Source organism: Marinomonas piezotolerans (assembly GCF_003362755.1).
Taxonomy (GTDB): domain Bacteria; phylum Pseudomonadota; class Gammaproteobacteria; order Pseudomonadales; family Marinomonadaceae; genus Marinomonas; species Marinomonas piezotolerans.
The window spans coordinates 70,453-88,258 of record NZ_QKRA01000007.1 but is presented as its reverse complement, the minus strand read 5'-3'; the positions used below and the strand labels follow the sequence as shown (position 1 = coordinate 88,258).

Below are 17,806 nucleotides of genomic sequence, written 5' to 3'. Positions count from 1 at the left end.
TTAACTCTAGTCCAGAAGGCGTACTCTAGAAGCAACAGATGAAAAAGGAGAACGACATGTTGCAAGACAATCACAGTTTAGTAAATGAGTTACCTGAGTACCGCGAACAAATCCACACTTTAAAAATGAACAACGCACATTTTCGTCGGCTATTTGATGAATATCACCATCTAAATAGTGAGATTGAAAATATGGAGCAGGAGATTATTCTAGCAAGTACGTTCGAAGAGGAAGAGTTTAAAAAGCGTCGCTTACATCTTAAGGACGCTCTACTTGAAATGCTGCGTTTAGAGTCTAATCAATCAGTCGCCAGCGCAAGCTAATAAGCCGAAGCGTAGCCGTTTCCGGCTACGCTGCTTTCTAATCAGCCTCAACTAAAAAAACGGTTTCTGTCGCGAAATCATCCAGTTCAGAATCAATATGGCTAACGTATACCAAAATCTTTGGCTGGTATTGACCCTCTCTTAGTGCTTCACAAATACGCGTAATACTGCCTCGGTCCAGCCCATCAAATGGTTCATCAAGTAAGATAATTTCTGATTTACGCAACAACACCCTCGCGAGATTAATTCGTCTTGCTTGTCCTCCCGAGACATCACGCCCCTGCGCTCCAAGCAAAGTGTCTAAACCTTTGGGAAGTGACTCAACCCATTCTTTCAGACCTAATACGTTTAAAACACTCATCAGCTGTTCATCTGTCGCGTTGGGCGCACCGAGACGCAGATTAGAGGCTAAGCTTTGTTGAAAAATTATTGATTCTTGAGATAAGTAAGCGATACAGTCACGCCACTTAGGGTTATCAAATATTTCATAACGATCTTTATTTATCCGGATGTCTCCGACATGAGGCAAATCCCCCGCCAGCGCAGCCAAACAAGTTGATTTCCCTGCTCCACTTTTGCCAACCAGCCGAATAACTGAGCCAGACACAATCGATGTGTTGACCAAAGACGATACAATCCCTAATGGCTGTATGCCTGCGAACTGATCAAGCTCCAATAGCTCAATAGAAGGTATTGATAATTCGCTGTTTGAATTAGATACATACTGTGAGCCAGACCGCAGCTGGTTTAATCGTTTCAGGCCCACTTTCGATTGACCTTGAGCGATGAAAGCAGTCGCTAAGGGCTGAACTAACTCATTGACCCCTAAAACCGCTAATATCAATGCCACCAACATAGTCGACTCAATATTTGGACGCAGTAATACCTCGCCTTGCTGAATCAGAACACAGCTCCATAGAAGGCTCACAATTAGAGCAAAACTGGTTAATTGGTACGCCAGTTTTATACCGCTAGTAACCTGCTGAATCGCTTTATGTGCTTGGCGTTGGCGCTGATCAAGTACATTAAGCCGCTCACTGTATTGGTGCCAATGACCACGAATAGTCAACGTAATGAGCGAGGAAAACACAGACATAAATCGACTTCTACGGTGAATCGATAGAGCTTGCATTGCATACACAGAACGCGATGCAAATTGATTCGCTAGCCAAGGCCATAAGATAAGCTGAGCCAAAGTAAATATCACCACTGGGTAAATAAGCGGAGCGTAGACCCAGCGAGCGACTGCCATCAAAGCTACACACGCTAAGCAACCATAAACCCAAGGCATGACAACGGCCAACGGCCACTTTATTATCTGATCAAGATCACCAACTAGACGCTGAAGAAGATCCCCCCGAGTTTGCTTAGATAAGAGACTCGTCATCGTCGCGGCACGCTGATCCCAAACCCAAAGGCGCAGACTACGTAACATTCCTAATAAATGGTCGTGAGAAAAAACTTGCTCACCATATCGCCCCGCCGTACGCAAAATAGCCATTAAGCGTATGGTTGCGCCAGGAGTGAAATAATTGAAAACTAAAGCACTCCCAACGGCGCTCGCTAACCCCGCAGCAGATAAAAACCACCCAGATATGCCAAGCAGCGCAACCGCTGCAAGGCTTGCCACCGCTCCTATCAATATTGAGACAATAAGTGCGAACGGATTCTCAAACAACAATGATTTAAACGTCAGTAGTGACGGTTTGTGCTTCGACATGCAACCCCTCCTTTGACATGAACCAATGTTGATCCGCCCAACGAACAGGATGCGTATCGTGGCTCACAATGATCAGCGTCTTACCAACACTCACTTGATCAAGAATGTCCAAGATTTGATCCGCGGTTTCGTTATCTAAGCTCGAGCAGGGCTCATCAAGTAACCAAATATCCGCCTCACTTAACAAAGCTCGCGCAATCGATAGGCGCTGCATTTGGCCACCAGACAACCCCGTTCCGGCTTCACTGATTGGCGTATCCAGACCTAACGGCAATTTGTTTACGACCGCCCAGCACTGAGCTCGCTCCAAGGCAAACCTTAAGTCGTTTTCGGAGCGACGCCCAATGCCTAGCTCTAAGTTTTGTCGGATGGTACCTTGAACCCATTCTGGCTTTTGGGGCAACCAAGCAAGTCGTTTACGCCACTGCTCGATATTCGTCGAGCGCAATTCACAACCTGAGATCAATACACTACCGACATAGTCGTGTTCGAATCCTAGTAAAACAGTCATTAAACTAGACTTACCACTGCCTGATTGACCACTCAACCAAACTCTCTCACCTGATTGAATGGTGGCGGTCATCGGCTTTAACCGATCACGACCACCCTGACGCCAAGACAAAGAATCGAATTTTATTAAGCATTGCTTAGTGGTATCAGCGCAGGCGATTGTTGTCTGCGATGTACGATCCGTCTGGGTGTGACCCAACACTTCGGCGATATCCGTCGCAGCGGCCTCTGCTTTTTGCTTAGCATGATAATCGTTACCCAGTTGACGTAGCGGAAGATAGAATTCTGGAGCAAGCAACAACAAATAAAAGGCGGCAAATAAACTCACTGGCGCGACACCAACTTGCCAAGGCAACTGCTCTAATAATCCTAAGCCTAAATACAAAGCGACCATAGCGATTGCAACCGACGAAAATAATTCCAACGTGCCCGTCGATAAAAACGCTAACCGCAGCACGCCCATTGTTGTTTTCTGATATTCATGAGCAGTCAGCGATAGTCGTTCACGGGCAGCATTCGTTTGCCCTAACCTTTTTAGCTCCGCCAAGCCTTGGTTTAAGTCTAGAAATTGATTGGACAGTAATGATAAGACACTAAACTGCTTTCGATTAGCTTGTGCAGCCTTGTGCCCGACCAAGATCATAAAGAAAATTACTAACGGCGCAGTCACTACAAAAATACCGAATGCGACCCAAGAAACAGGTGCGACGGCGATCAAAATCGTTAGTGGAACAAATGTCACTAAAAACACTTGCGGAACATAACGAGTATAATAATCGTCAAGCGCATCAACCTGCTCATAAACACGTGTAGAAAGCGCCGCATCCTCATCGATATGCAAACGGTTAGGCCCTAATCGAGTAAGGTGATCGATCAGGCGTTGCCGCAAATTAAAACGAATCGAGCGACTAGAGGCGGCGCTTATTTGCTCTCTAGCATATTGAATAATTACTTTGATAAAAAACGCTGAAGCTGCAAGCGCCGCAGCGTCTAAAGAAAAGCTATTGTGTAATGCTAAGTCGGAACAAATCTTAGCTAGTCCAATTGCCTGAGCGATAATCGCAAAAGCCATTAAGACGCCTAACCACTTTACCATCCGATAACCGTTTCCTTCTTGGCTTTGGAGGCCAGATAGAAACGCCTGCTCAGGCGACTTAATGCGCTTTTTCATATCCATTAATCCTTACAAAACAATGTGACGACGGAGTTTAGTAAGAGTCCTCTGGATCCTCACCTTCATAGCCCGAAAACTCAAGCCAAACCGCATTGATCACACCAAATGAACAGGCTAATAAAACACCTAAAATCCATGCAAAGTACCACATAAAAACCCCTTATCGCGGGGCAGGTACTGCCTGCCCCAGCTCAAATATTAATAAAGTGAGTGTGAATTTTTCGCAATATGCTCTTTTGTCAGGCGGCCAAACATCACGAAGTAGCTCCATGTTGTGTAAAGCAAGACTATTGGGACGAAGATGCACGCCACAACAAACATAATCATCAACGTATTCTCACTTGACGTCGAATCCCACATTGTCAAACTCATGCCTGGGAATGTCGAAGAAGGCATCAAGAATGGGAACATAGACCCGCCCGCAGTAAAAATTATGCCCGCAATCCCTAGTGAAGACATAAGGAAAGAGAGTGCTCCACGACCCACTGCTGCAAAGAATCCAGCCAACACCATTCCTGCTAAACCCACAACCGGCGCAAGCATCAACGCTGGCACAGCACTGTAGTTGGCCAACCATGCGCCTGACTCTTGCTCAACGGTCTTCATTAACGGAGTCAAAACATTATTGCCATCAATTGCACTGGTAATCACATATCCATCTACACCAAATGCCAACCACACACCAGCCAAGGCAAACAATACAGCGGTTAATAAGCCTGTTACGAAGGTTGATTTACGTACTCTATCGTAAAGAGCGCCATCTGTTTTAAGTGTTAACCACGCGCCACCTTGTGTCACCAGCATAAGCAAACTAACCAGTCCGCATAAAATCGCAAATGGGTTTAATAATGCAAAGAATGAACCTGTGTATGTCACACGTAGATATTCATCAAACTGGAATGGAACCCCTTGTAACAGGTTACCAAATGCCACACCGAAGATAATTGGTGGTACGGTCGAGCCAAAGCCAATAGCCCAGTCCCAATTTTTACGCCACTTAGTACCTTCAAGCTTTGAACGGTAATCAAAACCGATTGGACGGAAGAACAGCGCCGCCAACGTTAAGATCATCGCCATATAAAAGCCTGAGAACGATGTCGCGTAAACCATAGGCCATGCGGCAAAGAGTGCGCCCCCTGCGGTAATCAGCCATACTTGGTTACCATCCCAATGTGGGGCAATAGAGTTGATCATAATACGGCGTTCAGAGTCGTCTTTGCCTAATACATTAAGCAGTGTCCCCACCCCCATATCAAAACCATCGGTAATGGCAAATCCTATGAGCAGAACACCAACCAACACCCACCAAATAACTTTTAATAATTCGTAATCCATCTTAAATCTCCTGCGCTTTAAGCTGATCAGTCTCTTTTTCCAGTGCATAGCGACCAGTGTGAAGACTGGACGGGCCTTGCTTAGAAAAACGAATCATTAGGTACATTTCAGCAATGATGAACACGGTGTACAGTGCTGTCATCAGGCTCAATGATAACCAGATTTGCCCAGTAGTTAGGTTAGATGCCGCGACATGTACTGGCAGCAATTCACCAATTGCCCATGGTTGACGACCGTACTCGGCGATGAACCACCCAGTTTCCACGCCAATCCAAGGTAATGGTAAACTCAACATAATGAGCTTTAGGAACAAACGGTTTTGGCCAATGCGACGACGAGCATTCTGATAAAAAGCCACTGCAAACATCACTAACATCAAGACCCCGGACGCCACCATCACCCTAAATGACCAGAACAGTGGTGCGACTTTAGGAATGGAATATTCAACAGCCATATCGATGTGTTCAGGCGTGACATTATCCAAATCTTCCGTAAACGCTGTGACGAGCATTCCGTAACCAAGATCATCTTTCACTTGGTCAAAATTCGCTATCATCTCTGGAGTATCATTACCTGCGCGAAGCTCAGCGAGTAATTGATTCGCGTAAATACCGTTAATGATTCGTTGACGGTGATACTCTTTAAGATCTTTGAGACCAGTCACTTCTTCATCTAACGAGCGCGTTGCAATCAAGCCCATTAAGCCTGGAATTTTGATCGCGTATTCGGTTGTTTCAAGCTCCTGATTAGGAAAACCAATCACTGTAAAAGGTGCAGGTGCTTCGTGAGTTTCCCACTCAGCTTCCACAGCCGCCAACTTGACACGCTGCACTTCACCTAGCTCATAACCAGACTCATCCCCAAGGATGATCACACTTAGCACAGACGCAAGACCAAACGCTGATGCAATGGCAAATGAGCGACGAGCGAAAGCTAGATCGCGGTTTTTCAACAAGTAGTAACTGGAAATAACCAGCACAAAAACTGCACCAGTGACATAGCCTGCAGAAACCGTATGTACAAATTTCACCTGAGCAACAGGGTTCAATAACAACGCCCCGAAGTCGACTAGCTCCATCCGCATCGTTTCATAATTGAATTCTGAGCCCACGGGGTTCTGCATCCAACCGTTAGCAATCAAAATCCATAAGGCAGAAAGATTCGACCCTAACGCCACCAGCCAAGTGACCATAAGATGCTTCACTTTGCTGAGACGGTCCCAACCGAAGAAAAATAAGCCGACTAAGGTTGATTCAAGGAAGAACGCCATTAAACCTTCGATTGCAAGTGGGGCACCGAAGATGTCACCAACGTAATGAGAGTAGTAAGACCAGTTAGTTCCGAATTGGAACTCCATAGTCAAACCCGTTGTGACACCTAGGGCAAAGTTTATACCAAACAACTTACCCCAAAAGCGCACCATATCTTTGTAAATCTGCTTTCCCGTAATAACGTAAACAGACTCCATAATAGCGAGAATAAAGGAAAGGCCTAAGGTCAGTGGTACAAACAAGAAGTGGTACATGGCCGTTAGCGCAAACTGTAATCGCGAGAGCTCTACAACTGCTTCATTGATCATGATTTGTATCCGTATCTAACGTGAGAGAACGGCGGCATTCTTCGGCACTAAAAGGTGCTCTTATTTGTATTGGTCGCCACGCTTACAAAGCAACCATCAAGGTTTCGCTTTGTTACGGGGTGCATTATCTATTAGCCATTGTTATGAGACATTGCGATAGATCAATAAATACTGCTAATAGAATTTTCAGGCGAGTTATTCACCTATTTTGATCAATAGATGTTCGTGAGATGTGGGGTTATGAGGCGAGCTTCCGCCCCACGTATTAAATGTAGACAATGGAGGGCAAGACAGTTTAATCCCACTTTGCCCGCCGTTGACTTTTGATCTGACCTCGTTGCTTTTTGTTCTCGATACGACGTTTTTGCGAGCCTTTCGTTGGCTTTGTAGGTCGACGAATTTTTTGCGGTGTCATCGCAGCGACAATCCATTCTTTAAGCCGTTGCAACGCATCTTCTCGATTTGCTTCTTGAGTTCGGAACTGCTGAGCTTTCAGTACAAGCTCTCCTTCTTTAGTAAGGCGAGTATCGTTTAATTGAAGCAAGGTCTCTTTATACCGATCTGGCAACGATGAGCGGCCAATGTCAAAACGCAAGTGAATGGCACTTGAGACTTTATTGACATTTTGCCCACCTGCTCCTTGAGAACGAATTGCCGTCAACTCAATTTCATCGTCTGGAATCGTGACTTGGTTTGATATAACTAACCCCATTAAATCTCCATTACGTTATCTATGGCCTAAGATTGTACCAGCATCCTACTTGGCAAACTTATCCTCTTCGCTTCTTTTGCCAACTTCGTTACAATCCGCTTCTTATTCAATTAATAAAACGGAGCAATCAGTGACCCTATTTCGTCCATGTATCGATCTACACCAAGGCAAAGTGAAACAGATTGTCGGCGGTAGTTTGAATGACAGCGGAGCCAAAGAGAACTTTATCAGTGAGTATGATGCAGCCTATTACGCTAGCCTATACCGCGAACATAAGCTCACGGGAGGGCACGTTATTGCACTTGGCAAAGACAAAGAAAATAAAACCGAGGCACTGAACGCGTTGCGAGCGTACCCTAATGGCTTGCAGTACGGCGGTGGCGTCAAAAAAAGCAATGCGGCAGACTATCTCAATGCTGGTGCTTCACACGTTATTGTTACTTCCTATTTATTTGAAGATGGTGAATTTTCTTGGGATCGGCTTGATAAAATCAAACGTGAAACAGGAATTGAGCGCTTAGTTCTAGATTTAAGTTGTCGACGAGTTGGCGATAGCTGGTTTATTGCAACCGACCGCTGGCAGACCATTACGTCGACAGAAATAAATCTCGAGAACATCGTTGAACTAGCAGATCACTGTGATGAATTTTTGATTCACGCAGCCGATGTTGAGGGCTTACAGGCTGGTATCGACGAAAAACTCGTGACACTTCTTGGTCAAGGCTGCCCAGTAGACGTTACCTACGCGGGAGGTGCCCGTTCATTAGCTGATTTACAGCGTGTCCATGAACTCTCAAATGGCCAAGTCGATTTAACGATCGGCTCAGCGCTCGATATTTTTGGCGGCCAGGGCGTCACGCTAGATGAGTGTATCCTCTGGAATCAGCGTCAAACCTCTTAAACGTGGGCCACGGGAGCATTATGCTCCCGCACTGGCCCCATGTCACTCGACATCCATTATTCATTGCCTCATACTTGGTAAATAATTTTTTACCTTAGGAAACAATTCGACTATGAGAATTTCTCGCGCCGGATTTTTAATGCTGCCACTCCTTTTGGCAGCCTGTTCCTTGCCTATTAAACAAACTGAATCCACACCATCTATCTCTACTGGGCAAGTAGCAAAAGAAACGAACAATGTACCTTCAGTTCCAACTAAGGCCACGCCAACCCAACAACAAGTTGAAGCGAAAGTTACGACGGAGTCGCAACCCTCTCACAAAGAGCTCATCCAAGAATTTGATGAAGCGAGACGCATTGCGAATCAGAATATTGCGGAACTTAAAACACGCTCTGGCGACGTACCACAAAAGCCAAGCATAATGATTGCGGATCGCTACAATCGTGATGCACTGATCGCGAAAACTAAAGAAGTCGTTGATTATAATACTGTGTTGGAAAAAGAGCTGGATGCCTTAAACTCACGCGTTGAAGAGCGCCGAGCGCACCCTAACTTTGGTGATATTATCCAAGTTTACATATCAGATGTGCTGGTTGATTCATCAAATCAGTTTAAAGCACAGCCATTGGTAGGTCATTGGGTTCGAGGTGAGTCCAGAATCGTGCGTTTAAATAAAAACATGTTAGTAGAAAATGGCATCTCGGAGCCTCTACGCTTAACCTTCACAGAAGGTTACCAAATCGTCATTAACGGTTCGCTAATTGGTACCTTTGGACCAAATAAAGAAAAGCACGAAATGTCTTTTAGCACTCCCACAAGTGATCTTGAAGGAAGCATAAAGGGCGTTTTATCAACGAGAGTGCTTGACTAAGTTACTCCGTCTCGTTGTTTTTATCACGTCGGAGGGAGACACCTCTCTCCGCACCCTCTCCTCTTAATGATTCTATTTTTGCTGGCACAAGAACCGATAAAGACTTAGGCAATATTTCTATCACTAACTCATCCGCTTCTCGCTCTTCCCCGTCTAATACATACGCGATCGAATCATTGGATGTAATTCTAACGCGATATGCTGTTGTGTGACGGACGCCGTCGTATTCATGGGGCGCTACACGGCTTTTCAGCCCGTGCCCCATCAACTCGACGAGGCTCAATATAGGGGCTTTATCTGTCGATAACCATGTAACATCTAGCAATCCATCGGTCAGATCCGGTGCCCCTCGCCCTTGCGCTAACAAAGTTGTTACAGGCGCCGCATTGGCCACTGTCAAGCTCTGAGTCTTCACCACGATAGGTTTTTCTTCATCAATCGACAGTTCATAATGCTTGATAACATTATCACTAACCGCCTCTGATAACCCTTGAAGGTACGCGAATTGTCCACTGTCATTCTTCTTAGAGCGGTCCGCTTTCTCAATCATTTGTTGTTCGAAACCTAGCCCAGTCAATAACAACATCGCCTCGCCATTTGCACGCGCCGTGTCAATCCGACTTTCAACCCCTTCTATCAGAGCTAAACACGCCGTCTCAATGGGGTTGATCTTAACGCCAACACCACATAGGGCATAACTTAAAGCATTCGCTGTGCCTAAAGGGATAATGCCCAGCTTAACTTGAGTATTGACAAGTTCTTGAGCAACTTCCGCTACCGTACCATCACCACCGCAAGCAATAATTAAATCAGGACTTTTAGACAGAGCGCGCTTTGCCCAATGACTGCCATTATAGTCCGATGTCGTGGTTCGAATGGTTAGATCGTAATAAGGGGACAGCATTTCTAATATCTGATCTTTACTTTGTTCCCACTGACGAGTTCCTGCAACAGGGTTAGCGATGAGCCATGCAGTATTTCGCACAACTAAACGTTTTTTATGGTGGAGTTCACTTAGTTTGTTGAACTGCTTTTTATTAAGGTGTGCACTCTTACGTACTTTTTTAATCAATTTAATAACACCTGCCGGTGTTTTCTCTGGATGCTGGCTTAGTAAATAAGCCGCCATCAAAAACACTGAACGCCCTCGACCCAAAGCACAATGAACCACAACGCTGTTGCCATCTTTACGATGAGTATGTATCCAATTAAGTGCTCTTTGAACTTGCGCAATAGAAGGGATCGAGTGATCTAATACCGGTAAGTTTAAATAATCAATATCTTCGCCCAACAACGTCCAATTAAGCGAGTTAAACTCGGCCGTAACATCTAGAATAGCGCAAATATTATGGTGCTTTAAGGTATGGATATCTGAAGGAAAAAGGCGTCGAGCTAAAAATAACCCCGGCTCAATCTCTTGTACGGCTGGAACCTGATCTCTACTCCTTGCGATCGCGTTAAACAGCTGCGTCGCCCATAAAAAAGGCCAAAACACCCAACGGATATAAACGGGTATTGTCCCGTCGGCTCTTTTTCTAAAAATCGCCGGTCTATTTAAGATATATGCCAAACTTACTAAAAAAAAAGATACGGATGTCCATAGCCAAGCCCAGCGAAAATAGTTATCTACCGTTACAACAGTAAAGAACATGAACACCGCAGCGATCAGAAAATACAAATTCGGTTGTAACAACATGCACTGAGTCTCCCTAACTGGCATTCCTATCCGATTGATACTTCTACCATACCCATGGTTACACTTAGAATAAAGCATCCAAATAATTGAGACCGTAGTTTACAAGTTTTTCTCTCTTTTTAGGTCGATGTAAGCCTAGCAACTAATTTAGCTTTCATACAAAAAATAACGCTCGCTAACCCAAATATACGTTTGTAGGGACTTCACACTGTGCTAATCTCGAAATTGTTTGTCGATCAGTACAGACATCACGGGACGATCGCTACTGCATTCTAGCGGTTATCAGTTTTTTGTTCGTTGGTGATTTCACCTGGAGTTGTTTTAATGGATGCATCTATTTCTTTGTTTGACTTAGGTTGGCACACCTACTTCCAACAACAATTGTCACTGGATGACCTAGAAAAGAATCTAATGGCTCGTGTTTGTCATGTTAGTCCCAGTGGTTATCACTTGGTCTCAGAGCAAGGACTCATTGCTCTTTCCCAGCCCGATTATCAGCGCGAAATGACGATAGGCGATTGGGTTGTTCTAGATCAACATCAAAATTTCGTTCGTAAGCTTGACCGTAGCGCTCTCTTTAGCGATAGCGACGAGCTTATCGCTGCAAACATTGATACGGTGTTAATTGTTTGCGCATTAGACGACAGCTTTAACCTTGATCTAATAAAGCGTTACCTTGAACTTATTCACGAAGCCGAAGCCGATGCGATTGTCATCCTGACCAAAGCTGACGTATGTGATGACATCGAAGACAAACAAGCACAAGTTCAGCGTTTAGACCCATTACTCATTGTAGAGACCGTCAACGCAAAGTCTGAAACGCCACTAGAAGTCGTGACATCTTTCTTTAAACGAGGCAAAACGGTCGCCATATTAGGCGCCCCCGGCTCTGGCAAATCACGCCTTGTTAGAAACCTGATTAACCTAGATGACTCCAACAGTCATTTCAAATTAGATCAAAATGCATTGTTTAGACTTCCAAATCACGCTGTGTTGCTGGATTCTCCTTCTTTAAGAGAACTGCAAGCGAATGAGGCCAATAGGAAGTTAACCACTGAATTTGAAGACGTTTTGACCTTTGCTCGTCAATGCCATTTTAATGACTGCACCCATTCCAACGAACCTCATTGCGCGGTACGAAATGCGGTAGTGAATGGTGAGCTCGACGAGGAACGGGTACAAATGTATAAGCGAGTTCACGATACGGATGATCAAGCACGCGCAGAAAAGTCTAAGCCACACGATAAGTTTCATCGCAGCGCTCACTCAGACATCCGCGCACGTAAACATAGTATGGCAGACTAATATCGCCTTCGGTCGTTCCAAGCTCTAAACAAAAAAACTGCCATTGATAATATCAACGGCAGTTTTTTTATATCAATCTGCGCCGTTATAAAACGTCACGCGCATCCATTAGTTCCGTCCATGTAGCAATCGACTTGTTAAACGCCGTACGCTCTCCCTTCGGAATCGACTGCATCGTTGGAATTCTTGCTGTCATAGGGTTCACTGGCCGCCCATTAACATGCAACTCATAGTGTAAATGGGGCCCAGTAACTCGGCCTGTCGCCCCGGATAGCGCTATGACTTGACCACGTTTTACCCGTTGACCTTTTTTGACCAATATTTTGCTTAAGTGGAGGTAACGCGTACTGTATTTACCAATGTTATCAATATCAATGTAACGTCCAGCGTAACGATGATTAGCGGTGCGCGTCACGATACCATCACCAGTAGCGAGTATTTTCGTGCCAGAGGGTGTGGCTAAATCAGTACCGTTATGAGGAGACGGCCGACCTGTCACTGGATGCTTACGATTGGGATTGAAGCTTGAGCTTACTCTATAGGTCACAGCAGTTGGCCAGCGCCGTAATGCTGGCGTCAAGCCATTGCCTTTTTCATCATAAAAACGACCATCAGAGTTCAAAAACGCTTGGTAGAGTTGGCCTCGCACTTTTATACGAACAGCCTCTACCTGTTCCGAGCCAACAGGCTCTCCTTCGACATCTCCTTGCTTTAAGACAACATCAAATTCATCACCCACTCTTAGGTCACGACGGAAATCAAATCGGCTTTTCAGCAAATCACTGATGATCATGATGTTAGCGTCCGAAAGACCGGCTCGCTTTGCTGACAAATAAAAACTTCCTTCAACTTCTCCGTGCTTAGCGTATTGGCTCCAAGTAATCGGTTTGAGTTCTTCTTTGTACACAAAACCACCGTTATCATGCTGCACGTACGCGATGGTTTTACTTGGGTCAATACGACGAGAGATCTTTATCAATTCCCCCTCATCATTGGTTTCAAAACGAAGTTTGTCACCAACTTGGAGTGGTTCTAATACCAAATATTCTTGGTCTGCCTCTAGCACATTATAAAGTGTGGAAATTGGAAACCCGTATTTTTGGAAAATTCCCTCAAGCGTATTGCCAGATGAAATAGTATGTTCGACAACTTTGGGCTTAGGCACGGACTGGGTGACGTTGTCGACAGGGGAGCTAGAGATTAAATCATTGCTCGTTTCCTCTACTGTCTGGCCACCTTCTCCAATACCAGCAGGAATAGAGGGTGCTAGCGCAACAAGCGAGGGAGGTTTAGGCACATCCGCTATTTGAGTTGCGACCGGATCAAGCATGATACGTTGCTTAGGTAAAGCACCGAAGTTTTCTGCACGTTGATCATCTTCAACAGAGCCATCGTATACAACTAAAAAGAATACGAAGACACAAACAATCAGAAGGAGCCAAAGGCGTGGGCCTGTAGGTAGCCAACGCAATTTCCTTTTTGGGTGAACCATAGAGAGTAAACTTCTTTTTTTTGGGCAGCTCTCCGCTGCCATTTAGTATAAGAGATTTGTGCTGTCGCCAAATTGCTCGCTACAAAGCATCAAATAAACCGTTGGCATGCTTTGATAAAGCGTGCCACATCTTGCCTGAGTCTCTCCAAAAAAAATAGCCTGACACAGTGGAATCCCAGAAAACCCGCGCAAATGCACCGTTTTACAGTTTATTGATAGCATCTACATTCGTTCGTTTGCCTACCGGAAACAAATAGCTATCGGTTTCGGCAAGCCTTTCATTATACGAAAAGACAAACAGAACACCAATCCTAGAGTATATCTATACCCAAGCTCTTACGATGTAGCAAATACGACACACAGCAATGTGCTTTGACCTACAAAGCACATTTATGTCTGATTTAAGCATGTGAGCAGAGTGTGGTTCGACTAAAGTACTTGTATTTGCGTTAGACTCACTTTCTTATTCAACCATATGATTATACTTGTCTCTTAGGAAGCAGAAACTTTTTATGCATGGTACTCAACGTTATTATTTCACCAGTGATAACCAAAGCGGCGCCACCGAGCTTGTCGAAGAGCAGCCCATTGCTATCAGTATCAATGAGCTGAACTATGCCGTCATTATGATCACGCCAGTGGATGTCGAGGCATTCATCATTGGCTTTTGTTTTGCCGAGGGCTTGATTACAGGGATGACAGAGTTACTTGACCTCTCCATCCATGAAGAAACTGATACAGCGACACTTCTGCCAAGCCACCTGCGCGCCAATATTCAGCTTACAGGTCGCGCTCAGCATCGAGCAAGCCAAATAATGCGGCAGCGTAAAGGTAATTCTGGGTGCGGGTTATGTGGTATCGAAGCCATAGAACAGAGCTTTCCAAATATGCCCTCTCTGCCAAATTCACCGTCATTATCTGACTCGCAATGGTTGGCAGCAAAGTCACAGTTCTCCCAACACCAAAAAGTAGGACATATCAGTGGTGCGATACATGGGGCGATGTTGCTAACCCAAGAAGGCGAATTTTTAGCCTTCGCAGAAGACATAGGTCGTCATAACGCACTGGATAAATTGATTGGAAAAGCGTTAAAAGAAAACTTAACACTGCAAAAAGCTCACGTTTTAATGTCGAGTCGTTGCAGTACCGAATTAATTCAGAAAGGTGTCAGAGCAAAAATTGCGAGTCTCGGCCACTTGTCGTCGCCCAGCACTTTGGCAGTCGCACAAGCGCGCGATTTTAATCTTCATCTTGTACATATACCTAGGCATTCCGCGCCACGACACTATCACTAGTTACCTTATCCATAATCGAAAAAGCTGTTCAAAGAACAGCTTTTATAACATATATTTCTCTTGCTTTAAGAAGGAAACGAGAAGCTCTTGCCTTCGCGTACACCAGCAGATGGCCAGCGCTGGGTGATCGTTTTACGTTTGGTGTAAAATCTAACAGCATCAGGGCCGTATGCGTGCAAATCACCAAACAACGAGCGTTTCCAACCACCGAAACTATGATATGCAACGGGGACAGGTAATGGGACATTGATTCCCACCATCCCGACCTCGATATGATCGGAGAAGTAACGTGCTGCTTCACCGTCTCGTGTAAAGATACAGGTACCATTCCCGTATTCATGAGCATTGATTAGCTGCATGGCTTGCTCCATCGTATCAACTCGCACGACTTGCAACACTGGGCCAAATATCTCTTGCTGGTAGCTTTCCATATCTTTCGTAACATGGTCTATCAGAGTTGCGCCGACAAAAAAGCCATCTTCATAACCCGTTACGCGGGCATCACGGCCATCGACAACAACCGTTGCTCCCTGAGATTCAGCACTAGAAATGAAGCCAACGACTTTTTCCTGATGCTCTTTGGTTATCACGGGACCGAAATCGTTACTCGCATCAGAGCACTCACCGACTTTAAGAGCCGTCATCGCGTCAGCCATTTTGGCAACCAACGCATCACCCGCCTCTTTACCAACTGCCACCGCCACAGACAAGGCCATACAACGTTCACCAGATGACCCAAATGCGGCGCCAAGCAATTGATTAACTGTATTGTCCATGTCAGCATCAGGCATCACAATTGCGTGGTTTTTTGCTCCACCAAGTGCCTGACAACGCTTACCATGAGCACTTGCCGTGCTATAAATATATTCTGCAATGGGGGTTGATCCAACGAAACTGACCGCCTTTACACGCCCATCTGTTAACAAAGTATCTACGGCTTCTTTATCCCCATTTACTACATTCATAACACCATCAGGCAGACCTGCTTCTTGCAACAGCTCTGCAATAAACATGGCAGTACTTGGATCTCTCTCTGAAGGCTTTAAGACAAAGGTGTTCCCACATACAATGGCCATTGGGAACATCCACAAGGGAACCATTGCAGGAAAGTTAAATGGGGTAATACCAGCCACCACACCTAAGGGCTGAAATTCACTCCATGAATCGATTGATGGGCCAACGTTCTTAGAGAATTCGCCTTTCAACAGCTCTGGGGCGCCACACGCGTACTCCACATTTTCAATACCGCGCTGAAGCTCTCCTGCCGCATCGTGGCATATTTTCCCGTGCTCAGCACCAATCAGTGCGGTGATCTTATCGGCATTGCGTTCGAGCAACTCTTTATACTTAAACATGACGCGAGCGCGCTTCAAAGGTGGCGTGTCGCGCCAAGCGGGATAAGCCGCTGCAGCACATGCGATGGCTTCTTCTACCGTCGCTTTTGGAGCAATCGCTACCTGTTTCGTTACGGTCCCCGTAGCAGGATTAAACACGTCTTGAAGACGAGTTGACGAGGTGTTCAATTGCCCATTAATCAGATGCCCAACAATGTCCATAAATACTCCAATATCATGAATGCATTAAAATAATGAACCCACTATCCCTATTAAGTTAGGTTTAAAAAAGTCGGAATCTTTTATTTTCAGTTAAGGAATCAGTTAACCATCATTAAGGCATCAATAGTTCGCTGCGACGCCGATATCCCAATGTTTGCATTTCATTAATACGACTCACTGTACGACGAAATTCAAAGCTTAAAGAACCATTGCTATATAGCTGGTCTAACTCTACGCTGGCCTGAAATGCCATACTGACCCCTTGGTCATAACATTCATCTACTAGTGCAATAAAACGCCGTACGGCATCATCATTGACACCTAAAGTAATGCGGCGCTCACCCGTTTCCCCTGATCCTAAAGCACCGTCTTCTGTACCTCGCGCTTTGATATGCTCATAAGGTTCACTGCTTAACTCAGGTATATCAGAAACGATTACCACATCATAATCATGTGCCAGCGCTATATAATCTTGGGTCGAACGCGCACCTTCACATAAGCTTGCGAAATCACACCATATGGCGCGTCCCAGCACCCCCTGAACAGGCACTGACCGACCATTTACAGTTGCATCTTGATGATGAGAAGTTAAATGCAGTGAACGCAGTACCACGCGCTCTAGTTCAGATAAATGAGTAAAATACAGTGGTCGATCTAGTGGAAGTCTATAACGATAGTCTGTTTGGCCATTTAAGTTAAAGGCTATCAGGTGTTGTTTGAGCATTCTAATCGCGGGCTCAAATCTAGCTTTCTGCAATTGACTTTGAAACAAGTTTTCAACGGCAATATTCGAAGTGGCTACCAGTACAACACCATTATCAAACAACGCTTCAATAAGATTCCTTAATAACATTGCATCGGCAATATCAGACACATGAAACTCATCAAAACAAATGACTTTGGTTGTTTTTGCCATATTGGCCGCGATTTTCTTGAGAGGATCCACAACACCAAAGGTTGTGTTAAGTTGCCGATGTAAGTCGGCCATAAAATGGTGGAAGTGTTGGCGTTTACCCATACCAGCCGGCAAAGATTCAAAAAACAGGTCCATTAGCATGGTTTTACCCCTACCAACATCCCCCCACAAATACACCCCTTTCATTGAATCTTGCTGACAATCTACATCTGAAAACACGAGTTTTTGATAAAGATTATCCAGTGCTTCAAGTGCTTCATATTGCAGCGGGTCAACATCAAGCGCGCCTAGCGCGATTCGATGCTTATAATATTCTTTAGGTGAATCAGTGTTCATTGATCTGGCTGCCATATCAGCTTACTCAATTGATTATGAAAAATATTTGCCGTATTTCTAAAGCAATAAAGGCCTAGCATATGCT

General features: G+C 45.0%; 15 protein-coding genes. 5 read left to right on the top strand and 10 right to left on the bottom strand.

Annotation, left to right across the window (positions count from 1 at the left end):
- Positions 1-56 precede the first annotated feature (56 nt).
- The gene (locus DN730_RS14130) at positions 57-323 is read left to right on the top strand and encodes an HP1242/YdcH family protein (protein ID WP_115468798.1); all 267 of its coding nucleotides are present in this window, start codon (positions 57-59) and stop codon (positions 321-323) included.
- A gap of 37 nt (positions 324-360) precedes the next feature.
- Here DN730_RS14130 and DN730_RS14125 read toward each other — a convergent pair whose 3' ends face one another.
- From DN730_RS14125 to arfB, 6 genes are all read right to left on the bottom strand, one after another.
- Entirely contained in the window at positions 361-2,043 is a 1,683-nt protein-coding gene (locus DN730_RS14125) for an amino acid ABC transporter ATP-binding/permease protein (RefSeq protein WP_245957974.1), read from the bottom strand.
- Complete coding sequence (gene cydD, locus DN730_RS14120) at positions 2,009-3,724, bottom strand: thiol reductant ABC exporter subunit CydD (protein WP_245957973.1); 1,716 nt, start codon at positions 3,722-3,724, stop codon at positions 2,009-2,011. The genes DN730_RS14125 and cydD overlap by 35 nt, the downstream gene beginning before the upstream one ends.
- 37 nt (positions 3,725-3,761) lie before the next feature.
- Positions 3,762-3,878, bottom strand: a complete 117-nt coding sequence (gene cydX / locus DN730_RS14115) for a cytochrome bd-I oxidase subunit CydX (RefSeq protein WP_115468796.1) — start codon at positions 3,876-3,878, stop codon at positions 3,762-3,764.
- Between the two features lie 47 nt (positions 3,879-3,925).
- Positions 3,926-5,062 (bottom strand): cytochrome d ubiquinol oxidase subunit II, encoded by a 1,137-nt coding sequence (cydB, locus tag DN730_RS14110; protein ID WP_115468795.1) that lies wholly within the window; start codon positions 5,060-5,062, stop codon positions 3,926-3,928.
- Position 5,063: 1 nt separating this feature from the next.
- Positions 5,064-6,641 (bottom strand): cytochrome ubiquinol oxidase subunit I, encoded by a 1,578-nt coding sequence (locus DN730_RS14105; RefSeq protein ID WP_115468794.1) that lies wholly within the window; start codon positions 6,639-6,641, stop codon positions 5,064-5,066.
- A 295-nt stretch (positions 6,642-6,936) separates the two neighbouring features.
- Entirely contained in the window at positions 6,937-7,353 is a 417-nt protein-coding gene (gene arfB / locus DN730_RS14100) for an alternative ribosome rescue aminoacyl-tRNA hydrolase ArfB (protein ID WP_115468793.1), read from the bottom strand.
- Between the two features lie 130 nt (positions 7,354-7,483).
- Between arfB and hisA the strand changes: the two genes are divergently transcribed.
- The gene (hisA, locus tag DN730_RS14095) at positions 7,484-8,254 is read left to right on the top strand and encodes a phosphoribosylformimino-5-aminoimidazole carboxamide ribotide isomerase (protein WP_115468792.1); all 771 of its coding nucleotides are present in this window, start codon (positions 7,484-7,486) and stop codon (positions 8,252-8,254) included.
- Positions 8,255-8,366: 112 nt separating this feature from the next.
- A complete protein-coding gene (locus DN730_RS14090) occupies positions 8,367-9,125 on the top strand; it encodes a hypothetical protein (RefSeq protein ID WP_115468791.1) in 759 nt (252 codons plus the stop codon).
- Position 9,126: 1 nt separating this feature from the next.
- Here DN730_RS14090 and DN730_RS14085 read toward each other — a convergent pair whose 3' ends face one another.
- Positions 9,127-10,821 carry a diacylglycerol kinase family protein gene (locus tag DN730_RS14085; RefSeq protein WP_115468790.1) on the bottom strand — a complete coding sequence of 565 codons (1,695 nt, stop codon included), beginning with the start codon at positions 10,819-10,821 and terminating at the stop codon, positions 9,127-9,129.
- A gap of 324 nt (positions 10,822-11,145) precedes the next feature.
- On the opposite strand from DN730_RS14085, the gene rsgA reads away from it, so the two are divergent.
- Positions 11,146-12,126: a GTPase RsgA gene (gene rsgA, locus DN730_RS14080; RefSeq protein WP_115468789.1), complete on the top strand. Its 981-nt coding sequence runs from the start codon at positions 11,146-11,148 to the stop codon at positions 12,124-12,126.
- Between the two features lie 85 nt (positions 12,127-12,211).
- Here rsgA and DN730_RS14075 read toward each other — a convergent pair whose 3' ends face one another.
- Positions 12,212-13,618: a peptidoglycan DD-metalloendopeptidase family protein gene (locus DN730_RS14075; protein WP_115468788.1), complete on the bottom strand. Its 1,407-nt coding sequence runs from the start codon at positions 13,616-13,618 to the stop codon at positions 12,212-12,214.
- A gap of 512 nt (positions 13,619-14,130) precedes the next feature.
- On the opposite strand from DN730_RS14075, the gene DN730_RS14070 reads away from it, so the two are divergent.
- On the top strand, positions 14,131-14,913 hold the full coding sequence (locus DN730_RS14070; RefSeq protein WP_115468787.1) for a formate dehydrogenase accessory sulfurtransferase FdhD: 783 nt from the start codon (positions 14,131-14,133) through the stop codon (positions 14,911-14,913).
- Positions 14,914-14,978: 65 nt separating this feature from the next.
- Here the strand turns inward: DN730_RS14070 and DN730_RS14065 are convergent, their stop codons facing one another.
- Positions 14,979-16,469: a CoA-acylating methylmalonate-semialdehyde dehydrogenase gene (locus DN730_RS14065; protein WP_115468786.1), complete on the bottom strand. Its 1,491-nt coding sequence runs from the start codon at positions 16,467-16,469 to the stop codon at positions 14,979-14,981.
- Between the two features lie 112 nt (positions 16,470-16,581).
- Positions 16,582-17,736, bottom strand: a complete 1,155-nt coding sequence (zapE, locus tag DN730_RS14060; protein ID WP_211313887.1) for a cell division protein ZapE — start codon at positions 17,734-17,736, stop codon at positions 16,582-16,584.
- Between the last annotated feature and the right edge of the window lie 70 nt (positions 17,737-17,806).